The sequence below is a fragment of the Bartonella sp. MF74HXZ genome (genome assembly GCF_042194445.1).
Taxonomy (GTDB): Bacteria; Pseudomonadota; Alphaproteobacteria; order Rhizobiales; family Rhizobiaceae; genus Bartonella; species Bartonella grahamii.
Genome location: NZ_JBHIMW010000002.1, coordinates 39023 through 58368 on the forward strand (window position 1 = coordinate 39023; position 19346 = coordinate 58368).

The 19346-nt window shown below is 36.9% G+C and carries 13 protein-coding genes, 2 tRNA genes and 1 pseudogene; 9 read left to right on the forward strand and 7 right to left on the reverse strand.

All coding sequences use genetic code 11. The features are described from left to right. Positions 1–240: 240 nt before the first annotated feature. On the reverse strand, positions 241–510 hold the full coding sequence (rpmA, locus tag ACFIJ8_RS01585; protein WP_273787451.1) for a 50S ribosomal protein L27: 270 nt from the start codon (positions 508–510) through the stop codon (positions 241–243). 12 nt (positions 511–522) lie between these two features. Continuing rightward, entirely contained in the window at positions 523–1002 is a 480-nt protein-coding gene (gene rplU, locus ACFIJ8_RS01590; protein ID WP_273787452.1) for a 50S ribosomal protein L21, read from the reverse strand. 285 nt (positions 1003–1287) lie between these two features. Between rplU and ACFIJ8_RS01595 the strand changes: the two genes are divergently transcribed. Continuing rightward, a tRNA-Ser gene (locus ACFIJ8_RS01595) sits at positions 1288–1377 on the forward strand. Between the two features lie 315 nt (positions 1378–1692). Here ACFIJ8_RS01595 and pgi read toward each other — a convergent pair. The 3 genes from pgi to ACFIJ8_RS01610 all read right to left on the reverse strand — a co-directional run bounded on the left by pgi (position 1693) and on the right by ACFIJ8_RS01610 (position 7826). After that, positions 1693–3357 (reverse strand): glucose-6-phosphate isomerase, encoded by a 1665-nt coding sequence (pgi, locus tag ACFIJ8_RS01600; RefSeq protein ID WP_375638814.1) that lies wholly within the window; start codon positions 3355–3357, stop codon positions 1693–1695. 198 nt (positions 3358–3555) lie between these two features. After that, a complete protein-coding gene (locus ACFIJ8_RS01605) occupies positions 3556–6690 on the reverse strand; it encodes an efflux RND transporter permease subunit (protein WP_273787454.1) in 3135 nt (1044 codons plus the stop codon). Further along, the gene (locus tag ACFIJ8_RS01610; protein WP_273787455.1) at positions 6687–7826 is read right to left on the reverse strand and encodes an efflux RND transporter periplasmic adaptor subunit; all 1140 of its coding nucleotides are present in this window, start codon (positions 7824–7826) and stop codon (positions 6687–6689) included. The genes ACFIJ8_RS01605 and ACFIJ8_RS01610 overlap by 4 nt, the downstream gene beginning before the upstream one ends. Before the next feature lie 366 nt (positions 7827–8192). Between ACFIJ8_RS01610 and ACFIJ8_RS01615 the strand changes: the two genes are divergently transcribed. From ACFIJ8_RS01615 to ACFIJ8_RS01630, 4 genes are all read left to right on the forward strand, one after another. Continuing rightward, positions 8193–8269: transfer RNA gene (locus tag ACFIJ8_RS01615), tRNA-Arg, on the forward strand. 679 nt (positions 8270–8948) lie between these two features. Next, a complete protein-coding gene (locus tag ACFIJ8_RS01620) occupies positions 8949–10622 on the forward strand; it encodes a formate--tetrahydrofolate ligase (RefSeq protein WP_375627928.1) in 1674 nt (557 codons plus the stop codon). Between the two features lie 186 nt (positions 10623–10808). After that, complete coding sequence (gene rpsU, locus ACFIJ8_RS01625; protein WP_012754552.1) at positions 10809–11042, forward strand: 30S ribosomal protein S21; 234 nt, start codon at positions 10809–10811, stop codon at positions 11040–11042. Positions 11043–12658: 1616 nt separating this feature from the next. Beyond that, complete coding sequence (locus tag ACFIJ8_RS01630) at positions 12659–13219, forward strand: SH3 domain-containing protein (RefSeq protein WP_375627930.1); 561 nt, start codon at positions 12659–12661, stop codon at positions 13217–13219. A 46-nt stretch (positions 13220–13265) separates the two neighbouring features. On the opposite strand, the gene irrA is transcribed toward ACFIJ8_RS01630, so the two are convergent. Continuing rightward, on the reverse strand, positions 13266–13778 hold the full coding sequence (gene irrA, locus ACFIJ8_RS01635; RefSeq protein ID WP_273787458.1) for an iron response transcriptional regulator IrrA: 513 nt from the start codon (positions 13776–13778) through the stop codon (positions 13266–13268). Positions 13779–14009: 231 nt separating this feature from the next. Here irrA and fabA point away from each other — a divergent pair, with 231 nt between their 5' ends. The 4 genes and pseudogenes from fabA to ACFIJ8_RS01655 form a co-directional block, all read left to right on the forward strand. Beyond that, positions 14010–14519: a 3-hydroxyacyl-[acyl-carrier-protein] dehydratase FabA gene (fabA, locus tag ACFIJ8_RS01640; RefSeq protein ID WP_375627932.1), complete on the forward strand. Its 510-nt coding sequence runs from the start codon at positions 14010–14012 to the stop codon at positions 14517–14519. Positions 14520–14576: 57 nt separating this feature from the next. After that, a complete protein-coding gene (gene fabB, locus ACFIJ8_RS01645; RefSeq protein WP_375638818.1) occupies positions 14577–15797 on the forward strand; it encodes a beta-ketoacyl-ACP synthase I in 1221 nt (406 codons plus the stop codon). Positions 15798–15845: 48 nt separating this feature from the next. Further along, positions 15846–16664 (forward strand): enoyl-ACP reductase FabI, encoded by an 819-nt coding sequence (gene fabI, locus ACFIJ8_RS01650; protein WP_273787460.1) that lies wholly within the window; start codon positions 15846–15848, stop codon positions 16662–16664. Between the two features lie 1073 nt (positions 16665–17737). Then, positions 17738–17890 (forward strand): annotated as a pseudogene (locus ACFIJ8_RS01655) (Arm DNA-binding domain-containing protein); the annotation flags it as partial. 385 nt (positions 17891–18275) lie between these two features. On the opposite strand, the gene gpsA reads toward ACFIJ8_RS01655, so the two are convergent. Next, a complete protein-coding gene (gene gpsA / locus ACFIJ8_RS01660; RefSeq protein ID WP_375627934.1) occupies positions 18276–19283 on the reverse strand; it encodes an NAD(P)H-dependent glycerol-3-phosphate dehydrogenase in 1008 nt (335 codons plus the stop codon). Positions 19284–19346 lie beyond the last annotated feature (63 nt).

Here is a 19346-nt window from a genome sequence, read left to right on the forward strand (position 1 = left end):
AACAAATTCTATCATAATATCAATACGTTCAGTACTAAATACTAACATAACACCGCACAAGTTTCTCCCCTCATTGAGAAAAGTTATTTCCCCAATTCCACCTTTTTCGTATATCTTCTACATTTATTATAGTACCAAAACAAAAAGGGAAAGATGAAATTCTATCTTTCCCTTTTAATACTTATAAAACCACAACTACAATTCAATGGAATCCCGTTGATTGCTAGAGAGTGTTACAGATTACTCTGCGGCCTCCACCATAGGAATGACTGAAACATAGGAACGATCACCCGCTTTGCGTTGAAAAGAAACCTTTCCATTTGATAATGCAAAAAGCGTATGGTCTTTTCCAATGCCGACATTGTTGCCAGGATGCCAACGTGTACCACGCTGGCGAATAATAATATTTCCAGCAATAACGGTCTCACCACCAAATTTTTTAACGCCCAGACGTTTCGATTCTGAATCGCGACCATTACGCGAGGAACCACCAGCTTTTTTATGTGCCATAGACGCTCTCCTTTAATCTTTCTTACTCTTTGATGCTACAGACGCTTTCTTCTGCGACGCAGTCTTTTTTTCAGCCGTTTTTTTAGCCGTCTTCTCAACAGAAGCAGCATCTTTTGTTTCTTTTGGTGCAGTTGCCTCTTCTTTTATCGGCTTTGCAGCTGCTTTTTTAGGTTTTGAACCACCCATTAAAATTTCTAAAACACGAAGCTTCGTAAATTCTTGACGATGACCACGCGTGCGTTTAGAATTTTGACGACGGCGCTTCTTAAATGCGATAACCTTGCGCCCACGTGCCTGTTCTACAATCTCGGCTGTCACCAATGCATCAGCAACGACAGGGGTACCAATAACCGCATTACCTTCTTGCCCAACCATCAATATGTCATTGAATTCAACAACATCACCCGCATTTCCACTAACTTTTTCAACTTTCACCACTTGATTAGCAACAACGCGGTATTGCTTACCACCAGTTTTAATGACTGCGAACATTTTTTATCCTTCCGTTCACTCCAGCTCTTATTTAATTTCTGCCTTGAAATAAGGGAAAATAGGCTGCTTTTTATCAGTCGTAATAGATTTTAAAGAAGGATAAAACCTTCTTCAACACAAATACGCGCAGATTTCTCCACGCTCATGTTCCGTATATATGAAGGAATTTCTATTCTCTGTCAATAAAGTCCCATAAAAAAGAAAAAAAGGTTGTACCAAAAACAATTGAAGGTTATCTACCCCTTATACACTCAAATAGTGCCAATTTTTATTTCACTTTATTATGGAGAGATGGCTGAGTGGTTGAAAGCACCGCACTCGAAATGCGGCATAGGGGCAACTCTATCGGGGGTTCAAATCCCTCTCTCTCCGCCAAAGTTTATAAAGCGATATTATTAAAATGTCTTTAATCGTAGCTTGCCGGTGGATTCTGTATATTTTTACCTAGTGTAGTTTGTCAGCAGGTTTTGTATCAATCCATTTTTCAAAAGATCTTCAAGACTTTTCAAAGCTCTTTATCGTTTGTGCGAATAAATTCTCATTATTACAATTTTTTCACTTTTTGGCTTTCTGTTACATAAATATAGTTCAGATAATAAGAGAACGTATAGTAAAATCAAAGAATTATCTCATAATTCTCTCTCATTCTACTTTTGCTTAGTTAGTACAAAACCTACTGTCAAATTATATTTATTTTGCACGTCTTTCTTGAATATGTGCTAGCAACCCTAATGTTGAACTATCGCGATTATCCGCTTTACTTTCTCCACGAAGAATTGGTAGTAACTCATTTGCTAATTCTTTACCAAGTTCAACCCCCCATTGATCAAATGAATTAATATTCATTAAAATCCCTTCAACAAAAATACGATGTTCATAAAGCGCAATAAGACGACCGAGTGTAAAAGGTGTTAATAAATCTTGAACCAACGTAATGCTGGGACGGTTTCCTTTAAAACTTCTATGAAGTGCTAAATGATTTGCTTCACCCTCATTAACTCCATTTTTTATCAAGATATGCAAAGCATCTTCAATACTACGCCCCTTCATCAATGCTTTTGATTGTGCTAAACCGTTTGCTAGCAACATCTCATACATAGAATGTAAATTTTGCTCATGCCCTTTTATAAATAAAATAAATTCTACAGGAATAATATCTGTTCCTTGATGCAGAAGCTGAAAAAAAGCATGTTGACTATTTGTTCCTGAATCCCCCCAAACAATCGGACCACTTGAAAAACTTAATGGTTTTCCATCCAGCGAGACTTGCTTACCATTTGATTCCATATCAAGCTGTTGTAAATAAGCTGGAAAATGTATTAAACGCTGTGCATAAGGAATGATAGAACGTGATGAATAACCACAAATAACACGATGCCAGAATCCTAAAAGAGCAAAACGAATAGGAATATTTTTATGCAAAGGCATAGTTTTGAAATGTTGGTCCATTTGCAATGCACCATTGAGAAATTGGCGAAAATTTCCACCACCTATTGCAAACATAACAACAAGTCCAATGGCTGACCAAATTGAATAACGTCCTCCCACCCAATTCCAAAATTTAAAAACTCTTGCGGAATCTATGCCAAATTCTGCCACTTTATCAAGCGCACTTGAAACAGCAACAAAATGCGTACCAACGGCTTCTTCTCCTAAATGTGAACAAATCCACTGACGTGCAACTTGAGCATTTACCATTGTTTCAGCCGTTGTAAAAGTTTTAGAAGCAATGACAAACAGCGTTGTTGCTGGATTCAAAATAGAGAGAGTATCAGAAATATGGGCACTGTCAGCATTAGAAACAAAATGACACTGTGGACCATCATGATAAGGTTTTAAAGCATATGTGACCATTGCAGGACCAAGATCAGAACCACCAATACCAATATTGACAATATCACTTATTCTCTCGCCGCTGTTTCCCTTATAGCTGCCATCACGTACCTTTTCAGAAAATCTTTCCATATCTTCAAGGACGTCTTGAATATCGCGAATAAGATTATGACCATCCAGCATGAAAATTTCATCAGCAGGTAAACGTAACGCAATATGAAGAACTGAGCGTTTTTCAGTTGTATTAATCGCCTTACCAGAAAACATTGCATCACGCCGGCCTAACACATCTGCTGCGACAGCTAAGTCATCTAGAAGTTGCAATGTTTTAAATGTCACACCACATTTTGAAAAATCAAAAAGAAGATCATCAAGTCTGAGGGAAAAATGGGAAAAACGCTGTTCATCTTCTACAAAATGTCGACGAATATCATAGACCCCATCCTTTGCGGCATGGTTTCTTAAAGCTTTTAACGTGGCCTCAAAAGCCTTTTCATTTCGAATCGAAAAGCTATCTCCCATAAGCTTATCCTATACGGTTATTGATAATGAAATCTATGCCCAAACCATAACAAAGCAGAAAGCGTCTCCTGTAGTGCTCATATTACTCGCTATTTTCACTGCTCACATAAAAATGAAGGAATATACAAAATAAAAGGATAAGATCCGAAAATGATATTTTTACAAGAATAAACTTTCAAATCTTTTCTATCAGATACATCATTTAACTTGATTGAGTTCTTTTGTTAAGCGTAAATCTTCTTCTGCTTTCGGTCTTATAAACCGCCCCAAAAAAAGATAAACAACCGGTGTGACATAAAGCGTAAAAATAGTTGCTAAACCTAGGCCACCAACGATAACCCAACCTAAAGCTATACGAGCTTCTGCACCAGCACCTTTGGCTAAAACCAAAGGAATACCTCCTAAAATGGCACAAATCATTGTCATACAAACTGGACGAAGTCGAATATTTGCTGCTTCTTCTACGGCTTCACGCACACTTCTTCCCTGATCTCGTAATTGATCTGCAAATTCAACAATGAGAATACCATTTTTTGCCATAACGCCAATTAACAAAATTAGTCCAATTTGACTGTAAATATTAAGACTCACACCACTTAATAGCATAGCAATTACAGCACAACCAATCCCTAATGGGACCGTAGCTATGATAATGAATCCTGAAATAAAACTTTCAAACTGAGCAGCCAAAATCAATAAAATAATCAAAAAAGCAATGCCAAAAACAATCATAAAATTGGAAGATGTTTCATTAAGCGTTTCAGCTTCTCCTAAGGGAACCACGTAGATTCCTTTTGATAACAAAGGAGAAGCAATTTTCTGTACAGTTTGATAAGCTTCCCCTAAAGCGATACCTGGAGCAAGATTTGCGCTTAAAATAACAGCGCTCATGCGTTTTTCCCGCTTTAATTGGGGAGCGATAGCTTTTTCATGTAAATGCGCAATAACCGATAAAGGAACATATCGATTGTCTTTAGTCTTTAAGAAAATATTTTCTAAATCACTAGGACTCTTCATAGAATTTTTACGCGATATCAATTTAACATCGTAAGAATGATCATCCACGTTAATGGAACCAATCTTTTTACCATCCAACATTGCTTGTAATGTATCGCCCAAATTGGTGATATCAATCCCTAAATCGGAGGCTTTTTTTCGATTGATTTCAATAAAAAATTGCGGTTGTGTTGCATCAACAGTAAGACGTGGTCGAATAAAACGCGGATCATCTTGTAAAGCACTCACCAGCTTATCAGCAATGGGTTGTAGTGTTGCATAATCGTTGCCAAGAATTGCAAATTGTAATCCTTGCCCAGTTCCTCTCACACCTAGAGAATTTCCCTCCGCAGCAAACACAAAAACTGCGGGAAACTGTCTAACCTTTGCATTAACATCCTTCACAATTTCTTGCTGACTACGTAAACGTTTATCCCAAGATGAAAGCAATAAAAGCAAAAAAGCAGTATTGGGTGAACCACCAATACCCGCAATAGAGTAACTGTTAGCAATCTCCCCTGCATCACGTAATGGCTGTAGACTTGCTTCAATTTGCTCTACCTGTTCGTTCAAATATTGTGTTGAAATACCTTGTGGTCCATTAATAACCAAAAAGATAAAAGCTCTGTCTTCTGCTGGAGTTAATTCCTGTTTCAGCTTCATATAGCCTCCAACACAAAGACCCGCAAAAATAAGTGAAGCAAAAACAACAGACCAAGGCTTTTCTAAACACTGATGCAAACTGTAAGTATATGCCTTATGAAGAAAAGTACCTAATTTATATAAAAAAGTAAAATGATGGGACTTTTCTTCTTTCTCCTCAATATGTTCTTTGAGAAAACGTGAAGCCAACATGGGACAAAGCGTTAAGGCAACAATTGAAGAAAGCAAAATAGAAATTGCCAAAACAAAACCAAATTCTCTAAAAAGCGCTCCAACTTGCCCAGGAAGAAAGGAAATAGGAACAAATACAGCCACTAAAGTCAATGTTGTTGCGACAACAGCAAAAAAAACTTCACGTGTTCCTAACACCGCTGCAGCTCTGGAACCTAACCCCATATTGCGCCATCGAACAATATTTTCCAGAACAACAATGGCATCATCCACAACAAGCCCTGTTGCTAAAACAAGTCCTAAAAATGTGAGAATATTCAATGAAAATCCCACAAGATAAATAGCTGCAATGGTACCAATTAAGGCAACAGGAAGAGATAAAGCAGGTATCAGTGTTACACGAATGTCTCTGAGAAAAAGAAAAATGACTAAAATAACGCTCAAAATAGCAATGACCAACGCAACCTCAACCTCATGAAGGGCACTTTTAATAAAAATTGCATCGTCATTAATAACGTCTATATGTACAGAAGAAGGAACAATACTTTTGAGATTATCAACAACGGCTCTTACACCTTGAGAAATATTAAGCGTGTTGGATTGTGCTTTCCGCACGATACCTAATCCAATACCTGTCTTTCCATTGACACGAAGAATAACCGTTTCTATATCCGGCGATAAAGTAACATGCGCAACATCACCAAGATGCACATGAGGCTTTAAAACAACTTGTTCAAAAGATTCTGGTGTTGTTAGACGAGCAGTGGCACGGACAACTAAAGTTTGCTTAGAATTGCGTAATGATCCTACTGGCACATCCGTTGTCATATCAGCAAGAACACGTGAAATATCTGCTACAGTTAATCCATAACTTGCAAGTTTTGCTTGATCTATATCAATCTGAAAAATCTTTGTGCGAGCACTATCAACCTGTACATCACCAACACCATCAACAGCAGAAATTGCATCAACAATCTGATCATTTACAATCGTTGTTAAATCATCAATACTCATTGTTGGTGACGTCACAACCAAATACATCATAGCAGCAGCATTCGAATCTGCTTTAATGATCAGAGGGGTATCTGCATTTTTTGGTAAAGAATAAGCAATACGAGACAGAGCATCACGAATATCAGATGCCGCTACATTCAAATCAACACCGACATTAAAATTAATTTGCACACGAGAGCGTCCAAAAGAAGATGTTGAAGAAATTGTCTTAACACCTGAAACACGAGAAACCGCATCTTCTATAATTTTTGTTACTTCACGATCAATGGTTTCTGCTGACGCACCAGAAAACATCGTCACAATCGTTGTTACTGGAGTATCAACATCGGGTAATTCTCTTACATCAACATTCAACCATGCTGCAAATCCTGCAATGATGATCATAGCATTTAAAACAAAAGTAAAAACCGGTCTGCGAATAAATAAGGCAATGAGACCACCTTGCTCCACCTTTGACATAGGCTGTTTTGTGCTTAATTCTTGGCTCATTGTATATCCGTTCCATAAACCGCTGATAATTGCTGTTGATGGGACTTTGGGTCATCAATAGTTACTTTACTTCCTGGATAAAGCATTTGCACCCCTTGAATGACAACTTGATCACCCTTTTCTAGGGGAGCTTTCACGAAAACCTGATCCGCTTTATGCTGAATAATTGATACGGGAATAGACTCTACTTTTCCTTCTCTCACACGCCAAACGAATGACCCTTTACTATTCCATTGAACCGCAAGAGGATTAACGACAGGAAAAGAACCACCATGAAATTGCAATACAACAGAAAAGGACATACCAGACATGAGCGTATCTTTTTCATTATTGATTTCAACCTGAGCATGAAGCGTGCGACTTTCTGGATCAACAATATTATCAATCGCATAAATATGGCCAACAAAAGATTTATCTGGCTGCGCAGTTAATGTTGCCGTTACCTCATCTCCTTTATGGATGCGCGACACATATCGTTCAGGGGCCCATATATCGACCAAAATACGTTCTCTATTCTCAATACGCCCTATTACGGTATTAAGGGTCACGTTATTCCCCACATCAACGGGCAAAATACCAACAACTCCAGGAATCGGTGCACGAATTGTTCGCCGATCGAGATCTAATTCAGCATTACGCAAAACTAAATTTGCGTTATCCAACTCTAAACGTGCTGTAATTTCTTGAACTTCCGTTGCTGTATTGCTGGCGCGTAATTTAAGAATGCGCGAAAGCGTTAATGCATTATTATCACGTTGTACTTTTGCTTTTGCAGCCGCTATTTCCTCTTTTTTAGAATCAAGCTTTGCAATCACATCATCGACTTGTACTTTTGTACCAGCTGATACAAAAAGCTTATCAATAACACCTGAGGATAAAGGGGTAAGATCGACTTCTGCAAGAGCTTTTCCACTCCCAAGAACGTTAAGTTGTTCATAAAAATCTTGAACTTTTACAAGATCAACGACAACATTCGCCGGTGGTCTTCCCATTTTTTCCTTTGAAGCTTTATACGATACTCTTGTTTTATCCACCATAGAAATGGGTTGTTCTGCACTCTTTTTTCCAGCCCAATAAGTAACCGTTAAAACGACGATTAAAAACACCAACGGAAAGCTCTTTTTTAATAACGCCATACATCCACCCTTGCTGTGTCATGTTCATCTGAAATAGTTTTCAACAGTAATATCGACGTTTTACACAAAACCCAAACAGCGGGTGTATATATCTTACCCCCCACCGCAAAAAACACATCTCATATTTGCTTGACTATCTTTCATAGATTAAAACGTCAAGTTAACTATCGTTCATATTGCTTTGTACGGTCACGACAAAAAATGATTATATCAAAACTAACTGAAACCATAATATATTATATCCTTTTTTAAAATATCTCATAAAAAAGAGAGTTTTTTTTATTACTATCCAAGTTTCACTTGCATTTCTTTAATGAAACGATTAGGAACCCTTTGTCGTAGATAATATAAAAAACTGAAATGTATGCACCCGTAGCTCAGCTGGATAGAGCACCAGACTACGAATCTGGGGGTCAGGAGTTCGAATCTCTTCGGGTGCGCCATCTATCAATAATATCTTCTTATAAATTCAGGCTCTTTAAATTCTTTATTTTGTGATTTATTTTTGCCTATCTTTGTTTTTTGTATTTTGTTACTTCATTCTGTTGTGAGTCGTTTCTTTAGCCATTTTGCTAGAATAGGATGTTATGAGTCCTTCAATTCAGCTCCAAGGTGCTTTTATTAGCTAATAATCATAACGATTGCATAAGCAGCGTGTGTTGTTTTCTTTTTTCGATCTGTGCGCTTGTTTTTAGTCTCTTCCGGATTATACTCTTTAATCAGTTAGATAATTTTTTGCGTGCTTATTTCTAATTTTTCCATAACTAGATGTTTCTGGATATTTTATTCCTAGCAATCCCATCTTAATAGGGACTTCAGATGTGCCGCCATAAAACACTTATGGTATCCATTAATATCATTAGCATTTTGTTGCAAACCAAAGCTTCTTTTCGAGATATTTTTAATTGAATTAAACATATTTTTACTGCTTAAAAGCAAAGAAACTCTTTTTCCTAAAAAACAATGAAACTCTTCTCGTGCTTCTTTAGCATTATCTCTTGCATAGCATGTCATCGACTTCTATGATATCCTAACACTTTCTGTTCTCTATGAATTCTTCTAATTAATCCATGGGGTACAGATCTCGAACATTAATAAAAGATAAGTTTAAAGAATTTTTCCATGCCTAAAACAGATATTGAAATTGCTCGCACTGCTAAAAAGCAGCATATTATTGAAATTGCACAAAAAATTGGTATCTCACATGAAAATCTCATTCCCTATGGCCATGATAAAGCTAAAATTTCTTCTGAATACATAAAATCGCTTGATAAAAATCCAGATGGTAAACTTATCCTCGTCACAGCTATCAACCCCACACCTGCCGGAGAAGGCAAAACAACAACAACAGTTGGACTAAGTGATGCTCTTAATCTTATTGGTAAAAAAACAATAGCGACCTTGAGAGAACCGTCTTTAGGTCCCTGTTTTGGTGTAAAAGGTGGTGCTGCTGGTGGTGGTTATGCGCAAGTCGTTCCAATGGATGACCTTAATTTACATTTTACCGGTGATTTTCATGCTATTACAGCTGCTCATAATCTTCTTGCCGCAATGATAGATAATCATCTTTATTGGGGAAATACTCTAAACATTGATCCACGTCGCATTGTTTGGAAACGCGTTCTTGATATGAATGACCGTGCATTGCGCGATATTGTTATTTCATTGGGGGGTATAACAAATGGTTTTCCACGCCAAACAGGTTTTGATATTACTGTTGCGTCAGAAATTATGGCACTTCTTTGTCTCTCTGAAAATTTAGAAAACCTTACACAAAGACTCAAAAAAATTATTGTTGCTTATCGTTATGATAAAACGCCCATCACCGTTTCTGATCTCAATGCAGAAGGTGCAATGGCAGTTCTTCTCAAAGATGCTATACAACCCAATCTCGTACAGACAATTGAAAATAACCCTGTTCTCGTTCATGGAGGACCTTTTGCCAACATTGCTCATGGTTGCAATTCAGTTATAGCAACAAAAACTGCTTTAAAACTTGCTGATTATGTTGTCACAGAAGCAGGGTTTGGAGCAGATCTTGGAGCAGAAAAGTTCTTCAATATCAAATGTAGGCAAGCAGGTATTGTACCAAATGCTACAGTGATCGTCGCAACTATTCGTGCATTAAAAATGAATGGTGGTGTGGATAAAAATAACCTGACAGAAGAAAATATCACCGCTTTAGAAAAAGGAACAGCCAATCTTTTACGACATATAAAGAATATGGAGCACTACGGTATTCCTTGTGTTGTGGCTATCAATCATTTTGACAGCGATAGCGATGCTGAAATAAAAACATTACAAAAAATAGTTGCAACAACTGGACACAAAGCTATTATCTGTAAGCATTGGGAACAAGGTGGTAAAGGCGCTATAGAACTTGCACAAGAACTCGTTACCTTGATTGAAGAAAAACATTCTCATTTTAAAGTTTTATATCAAGATAATATTCCACTCGTTCAAAAAATTAATTGTATTATAACAAAGCTATACGGTGGGCGTGGCGCCATCATCCCAGCCCCTATTCTCAAACAACTTGAATCTTGGGAAAAAGAAGGTTTTGGTGCCTACCCTATTTGTATGGCAAAAACACCTTATTCTTTTTCTTCTGATCCCAAGCAATATGGTGCTCCTGTTGATTTTGAAATTCCCGTACGTGAAGTTCGTCTCTGTGCGGGAGCCGGCTTTATTGTTGTCATTTGTGGAGATGTTATGACCATGCCGGGACTACCCCATTATCCCACGGCTGAAAAAATTCATCTTGACGAAAATGATCAAATACAAGGACTTTCATAAATTTATAACCGTAAATTCTATCATTCATTATAAAAAGCGTTTTATTGCAAAAAGAATAGAATTTTAAAAAGCGATATAGACAAATGTCTTATTTATGTGATATAGGTGCTTGTCCTTTTGGATATGCCTTTAAAAGGACGTAGGTTTTTCCTATCATTTATGACACTGAAAAAAGCAGGATAGATAGTGCAAGTACTCGTTCGTGATAATAATGTTGACCAAGCGCTCCGTGCGTTGAAAAAAAAGATGCAGCGTGAAGGTATCTTCCGTGAAATGAAAATGCGTAGTTATTATGAGAAGCCATCTGAGAAGCGTGCTCGTGAAAAAGCTGAGGCTATTCGTCGTACACGCAAGCTTGCTCGTAAGCGTGCGCAAAGAGAAGGTTTTGTTAGTAACGGACGAACTGTTGCGGTAAAGTAATATACTTTATATAATTGCGTAAGCAGTAGGTAATAAGCTTCCAGAAAATTTTATCTTCATAGGCGATTGCAATAAATTGCTTGTGTATGGTTTTTTGTGTACAATGTTATCTAATATTTAGTTATCTGAAAATAATAAGGTTTCTGTCATAGGGGTGGTTTTTTCATTCTTATATTTCAAAAAACAGATAACAAATTACGCTTTAGATATTTAAGCGACTTGTTCTTATGTGAATTGAGTGTAGGGTGTTTTATTATCGCTTTTCGCTATAATTTTTCTCCTTCCGGATATCTCTTAAGTAACTGTTTCTTATGTATAAATTTCATGATGATTTTCTTTTTTTGTCATTAAATATTCTACATCTTTCGAAGATGCTAGATCAGATTGCAAAACAAAAGCAACTATCGCAATATGCGATTGTGTATAAAAATATGATATCAAATGCATAATCCTCTTTCCCTTCAGTTATGTAAAAAAACGATATAATTCCATAACTTTTTATATCCCTTGACTCTGTCTCTCTAAACGATGACAAATTTCAACCACTGCACTACAGATTCTTTTTTCTTGATAAATTTCTTCTATTCATCACTTATGTAGTGACCCCCATAAGTGTATCGAATAAGCCCCTCTATTTCATTCAACTTTCTTCTATACTGAGTTAGAGAAAAAGAAAATTGACAATAAACAAAGAAAACACTGTATTTTAATATGGATGAATGAATGTGCCTTTTATTACCATTTTTGATGGAAATATTTTTACAATTTAAATAACGAGTTAAAGTTTTTAACGCATTGATTTATCGTTATAAGTAATCGTTTTTCATATTAAGTAATAATTCTGAATAACGTGAAGTTTCTCAACACCTTCTTATATTGAATCAATCAAGATTATTTTCTTGTACATCATAAGCAGGGTTAGTATGCAAATAGAATAAAAGCTATTTAAGAAAAAAATAAAAATGCCTCTTATGAACGCCATAAATAATAAGAACTACGTAACATTGAGAGCTGGTAAAGGTATGATGGATCCAGCTTATCTACCATACAGATAAGCATTATCATGGCATAAGATCATAGCATAGCAAATTTTATAAAATGGATTATCACGAAAAACTATCCTGTTAAAATCAGCCCTTCATATATCAATCTACTCCATAATTTTGCTCATATTTTTAAGCTTAAATGTTTTATTCATCGTATTATTTTGTCCATTCAAAACTTCTTTTCAAGCCACATGATAACCCCTTTACTGAACAGCTCTTTGTTCATAATATGCATACATGTACTTTTACTTCGAGAAACAAACTCAGAAAAGAGATGCAATACTTTAGCCCTAATTTCCTGTACAAAAACTGCTATGCTCCCAGTATACTTTACTGTTTTATCACGCGTACAGCTACATAAAATCCAGTGTTTATTTATATTTATCCCCTCATAAACAAGATAAGCACTAAAAAATAAAAACTTTTATTTTCCTTATTTTGCTATTCTCGTAACAATTTTTTCATTGTTTAGATCTCTTTAACGAGCGATATGTCATAATTTTTATCAGTTTCTAGTCTTATCTTTCAGATTTTAAATTTCCAATATATGACGAAATAAAGGAGTTCAGTGTGCAAAATTCTTGTTGGTTTCGCGTTTCAATACTCGCATCATGTATCTTAATAGCAACAGTCATTGTATTGGGTTCACCTCATTTGTTGCACGCACAAACATTTAATCAAAATTTAGGGCCCAGCGGTTTACCACTTCCGCGATTTGCTTCGATTAAACCCACCAGCGTTAATGTCCGCGTCGGACCAGGAAGCAACTATTCTATCATTTTTACCTACAAAAAGAAGGGATTACCTATTGAAATCATTCAAGAATATGATCAATGGCGCAAAATTCGTGATGCAGAAGGCGATGAGGGGTGGGTGTATCAGTCGCTTTTATCGGGAAAGCGAACTGCTATAACTATTCCATGGCAAAAAGATAAAACAAAAAGGCTGATGCTACGAAAAAACCCCACCGACAACGCAGAACTTGTGGCGGAAGTAGAACCTAATGTCATTGGTAATATTCGCCAATGTGATGGACAATGGTGCGAACTAAACATTAATAATACGCGCGGATGGCTTCAGCAACCCCAGTTATGGGGAATCTATCCTGATGAAAAAGTAAAAGGTTGGTGAATACTCAAACTTATCAAGTTTAACTTTTATTCCTCATTGAATATCCTCACTGCCTATCACAAGATTGATTTTTTGGTTTCAATCGTACTATCAAATCAACATGTGAAATTTCCATACCTTCTGGTGGCTTAGGCAAATTTCTAATAATGGGAGCTTCTTCCAAATTGTAAGGAATATCAAGAATACGATTTTCGCCTTCTATATAAAAATGGTAGTGATCAGAGGTATTGGTATCAAACCAAGTTTTTGAGCCTTCTACGGCAATAATCCGTAACAATCCCGCTTCCGTAAATTGATGAAGCGTATTATAAACCGTTGCTAAAGATACAGGTACACCTGCCCTCCCCGCTTCCTCATAGAGCTCTTCAGCAGTAATATGACGATTTCCTTGAGAAAAAATCATATGTGCAAGCTCCAGCCGCTGACGTGTTGGACGCAGACCATTTTGACGCAAACGTTTTTCTAACATAGAAATGGAATAATATTGCACAATTTTTCCACACTCTTTTGTGAACTGTTGTTCTTCATTCATATCTAAATCGTCTGCACTTACTGACATATTACAAACCCAAATATATTCCTGCTAAATAAGATCAAAATACAAAAAAATGGGAATAGTATGGTGTAATCTTGTATTCCATTTTTAAATAATTACCTGTGTAGAATACATGAAAAAGGGCTTTTGTCATTAAAAATGATATAAAATCATTTCCCTCTCTTTGAAATTTGCTCTAAAAGTAGGTTGGGAAAAGCGCAGAAATAAAAATATATGCAAATAAATGGAGTAACAATGGCTGAACAAAAGTCTCGCTACACTTATGAAGAGCTTCTAAGCTGCGCTCGCGGCGAAATGTTTGGTAAAGGTAATGCGCAATTGCCAGCACCGCCAATGTTGATGATTCATCGAATCACTCAAATTAGTGAAACTGATGGTAAATACGATAAAGGAATGGTTCGCGCCGAATTTGACATTACACCAGACCTATGGTTCTTTAATTGTCACTTTATAGGCGATCCCGTCATGCCGGGATGTCTCGGACTGGATGGTATGTGGCAATTAACAGGCTTTTTTCTTGGTTGGCTAGGCGAACCAGGAAAAGGAAGAGCGATATCAACAGGTGAAGTAAAGTTATCAGGGATGGTAACTCCACAAACCAAAATTCTTGAATATGAAATAGATTTTAAGCGTATTCGACGTGGAAATTTAGTCTTAGGAATAGCTGATGGGTGGCTAAAAGCAGATGGAGAGACTATTTATAAGGCGAATGATTTACGCGTTGCTTTATTCAAAGAAGATTGAACGTTATTTCCGTCAGAAAGAACTTTTCACTATTCTGTATGGAACGAGGAGGTATGAATGCGTCGAGTTGTTGTAACCGGAATGGGAATTGTCTCCGCGATTGGAAATGGACCTGAAGCTGTTTTAACCAGTTTACGTGAAGCAAAATCCGGAATTTCTTACGCGCCTCAATATGCCGAATTAGGCTTTCGTAGCAGAGTTTACGGCAAACCCGATATTAATATAGAAGAACTCGTAGATCGGCGTGCTCTACGTTTTCATGGGCGTGGAACAGCATGGAATCACATCGCTATGGATCAGGCAATTGCTGATGCGGGTCTAGAACCGCATGAAGTATCGAATGAACACACGGGTATTATTATGGGTTCTGGAGGTGCTTCAACACATTCAATCGTAGAAGCTGCTGACATTACACGCCAAAAAGGTCCAAAACGCATCGGTCCTTTTGTTGTGCCTAAAGTGATGAGTTCTACGGCATCCGCAACACTTGCAACTTTTTTTAAAATTAAGGGCGTAAACTATTCAATCTCTTCCGCATGTGCTACATCCAATCATTGTATCGGCAATGCTTATGAAACAATCCAATATGGAAAACAAGATCGCATTTTTGCTGGTGGTTGCGAAGATCTGGACTGGACATTATCTGTTTTATTCGATGCTATGGGTGCTATGTCCAGCAAATATAATGATGTACCAGAAAAAGCTTCGCGTGCTTATGACGCTAATCGTGATGGATTTGTTATTGCTGGTGGTGCTGGCGTTTTGGTTCTTGAAGAACTAGAAGTCGCTAAAGCACGTGGTGCAAAAATCTATGGAGAAATTGTTGGTTATGGCGCTACATCCGATGGACACGATATGGTCTCTCCATCGGGTGAGGGAGCAGAGCGGTGCATGCGCATGGCACTTGCGACCGTCAAAAATAAGATTGATTATATCAATCCCCATGCAACAGCAACACCTGTTGGTGATCCCCCTGAAATAGAAGCGATCCGCCGTATCTTCGGAGCAGGTGATCAATGCCCGCCAATTTCTGCCACAAAATCTCTGACTGGTCATTCCTTGGGTGCAGCTGGTGTTCAAGAAGCAATCTACACACTGTTAATGATGCAGCATAATTTTATTTGTGAAAGTGCCCATATTGAAGAACTTGATCCAGCTTTTGCTGATATGCCAATCGTTCGTAAACGACGTGATCATCAACAACTGAATACCGTATTGTCAAATACTTTTGGCTTTGGCGGTACCAATGCAACACTTGTTTTCCAACGCTATGAATAAACACAAGTTCTTAGTAATTGAAAAAAGTACGGTCTTACGGAGAATAATATGAAAGGTTTGATGGAGGGCAAACGTGGCCTTATTATGGGGATTGCGAATGACCATTCAATTGCTTGGGGCATTGCCTGTCAGCTCGCACAAGCAGGAGCTGAATTAGCATTGACTTATCAAGGGAATGCTTTTGGAAAACGTGTTCAGCCTCTAGCTGATAAACTTGGCTGCAAATTAGTGCTAGAGTGTGATGTTGAAAAAATTGAAAATATTGACTACGTCTTTGAGCAACTTGAAAAAGAATGGAAAACAATTGATTTTATTGTCCATGCCATTGGTTTTTCAGACAAAACTCAGCTAAAAGGGCGTTATGTTGATGTTACAACACGTGAAAACTTTCAACGCACGATGGTTATTTCAGCTTATTCCTTTACTGAAATTGCCCAGCGCGCGGGTAGGCTTATGCCCAATGGAGGAACACTTTTAACTCTTACCTATGGTGCTTCACAGCAAGTTGTGCCTAATTATAACATCATGGGTGTTGCTAAAGCAGCTCTAGAAGCTATGGTACGTTATTTAGCAGCGGACTTTGGTCCTCAAAATATCCGTGTCAATGCGATTTCCGCTGGTCCTGTTAGAACTTTAGCAGGTAATGGTATTGCAGCTGCACGTGCAATATTTTCACATCAACGCCGTAATGCCCCATTACGTCGTACCGTAAATATTCATGAAATTGGAAAATCTGCTCTTTATCTACTCTCTGACTTATCATCAGGTGTTACAGGTGAAATCCATTATGTTGATTCAGGTTATAACATCATGTCTATGCCAATACTTGAAGAGCTGAAAAAAAGTGATGATACTCAGGAAGGATAAAAATCATCGCACTTAGAAAAATATGACGTAAGGCACGTGTGCAGGTCTTTATAAGAATAAGTGTAATACAAAACCAGATACCTTGTTTTGCAAAGTGTTTCATAAAAATCCGGAATATTTCTTCAATCCATGGTTGATAAATTTTGTATTTTATGACGTTATTTACCTTACTAAAGCATACGCTTTTGCTGTTGCTTATAAATCAATCCCCAGCCCTCGCAGTTTGAAACAGAGATTAGAGGATTATTAAAATCCTTAGCTTCAGCTTTTGTATACCAGATTGAAAAAAATATTGCCTACCGTTTTATTTATTCTTGAAACGCAAAGGCAATCTAATTTAGGAAGAATATAAAGACGTAAAGAAATCAATCATTAGCCTTACTATTATTCTTTAATGAGGCTTTACAGTTTTAAAAGCATCCACATCAATATTTTTTAAATAAGGGAGGTTACGCTTTACCTCACACTTTTATTTTTCTCGTTCTTTCATGAAAGCATTTCTCTGATATATCAGGTAAAATAGAACGCCCAAAAACACTACGGCTGTTGCTCCTTCATGCATTTTTTTAAAGATATCTCTCAATACACGCAATTCCATTTCACAATGGTATCTGTAGAACGTATAAAAATCCCCGTGAAGTACATAAATCCTTTTTGCTCCACCATTTTAATGTTTATACAAATGAGAAACCGACACCATCATTTTACTTGCCATGTTCTAATGTTGAAACACCCCTTGATACTTGAGATGATTCATTAGAAGTATTTTTAATAATTTTTATCCACATACTAACCCGCTTGTGACAAGAAAATACATATTTTTAATTAATTCAATACAAAAATAAAAAGAATTATTCATACAAATCAATTTGTTATCTTTATAATCACATTATTTTTTCAGTTTAAATGACAGCCACAAACAAGTACGATAACATTTTTTCAATTTTAGATTTTCAAAAGTCATTTCTTGCATATAAAAAACAGAATTGACATGTGAGAAAATAAAAGGCGTAAACATCTCTACTGAACAGCCTCAAGTGCCAAGAGCTGTCTCAACATTGGGGGCTGGTAGGATGTGTGATGATGCCCGGCTTCCTCCTTCGTAAAGGTAAAGATGGGGATGTGCACAATGGCTTTATCGTTACACTATTCACGGTCACCGTCGCGAATTGGGCTTGGGCGTTTTAAGAGAGGTCTCTTTAAAACAAGCGCGTGAATATACAACAGCAATAGTGTTTTATTTTGGGCGTTCTATTTTACCTGACACATCAAGGTGTGAGGTAATCTCCACTATTTAAAAGATATGCTTTAGATAGCATAAAACTGAATTTAAGAGAAAATCAAAATATCTTGTTCATTACATTGCATAAATTCATTATATTACATAAACATGTGTAAGTGGAAACGATAATTTATTTTCAAAGAGATAGTTCTTAGACAAAAGCCAAAACTTTTATATTTCATCCATGTTTCATAAAGAATCGAATGATATGAATCTATAATTTCCTAGAATATGACTGTCTTATACAACCATCAATACAATCTATTTTATATACCTATCATAGCATGTTTCTATTTTTTACGATTGGAATTATTTAAAAAAACAGGATATCATTGTATTTCATCCTTAAGAGTACGGCTTAGTAATGCGTTCGCCGCTTCAGTTATGTTTTTACCACAATAGAGAATTTGATAAATTTGTTCTACAATGGGCATTTCTATCCCAATACGTTGCGCCAACGTATGTACTTCCTTGGTATTTAAGTACCCTTCCACAACCTGACCAATTTGTTTTTCTGCTTCTTTTATATTTACTCCTTTACCAAGAAGTATTCCAAAACGGCGATTACGCGACTGATTATCAGTACATGTCAAAACCAGATCACCTAAGCCTGTCATTCCCATAAATGTGGAAAGCTCAGCACCCATAGCCCCCCCCAAACGACTGATTTCAGCTAGTCCTCGTGTGATGAGAGCTATTCGTGCATTTGCCCCAAACCCCATGCCATCTGATATTCCTGCACCAATAGCAATAACATTTTTGACTGCTCCCCCTAATTGAACACCAATCATATCTGAACTTTTATAAACTCTAAAACTTTTGTCACAATGAAAAAGTTGCTGCAATTCTTCACCAAACTCAACATCAGAAGCTGCTATCGTCATTGCAGTAGGCCAACCAATAGCTAGTTCTTGAGCAAAAGTTGGTCCAGAAAAAACTGCTAAAGGAATTTTTTCACCTAAAATCTCACGAGCAACCTCTTGTAAGAAGCGTCCGGTACCATGTTCTAAACCTTTTGTTGCCCAAATAACACGTGAATGCGGATCTAAATAAGGCTGAATATTATACAAAACTTGATGAAATACATGGCTTGGAACAGCGATTAATATATTGCGACTTGCTGCTATTGCAGTTTCAAGCGAAGCTTCAAGTAATAAATTTTCAGGAAATTGAATATCGGGTAAATATACTTGATTACAACGTTGTTCCTGTAATTCTTTGATATGTTGGGGTTTATATCCCCAAAGTAAAACATTATGACCATTACGGGCAAGAGCAATCGCTAATGCAGTACCAAAAGAACCAGCACCAATAACTGTCATTGCAACGGTTTTCATTAAGTTTTCTGATTATTCTCTAAATTTTGATTTCAGAGGCATGTTATTATTACAAATAACTTC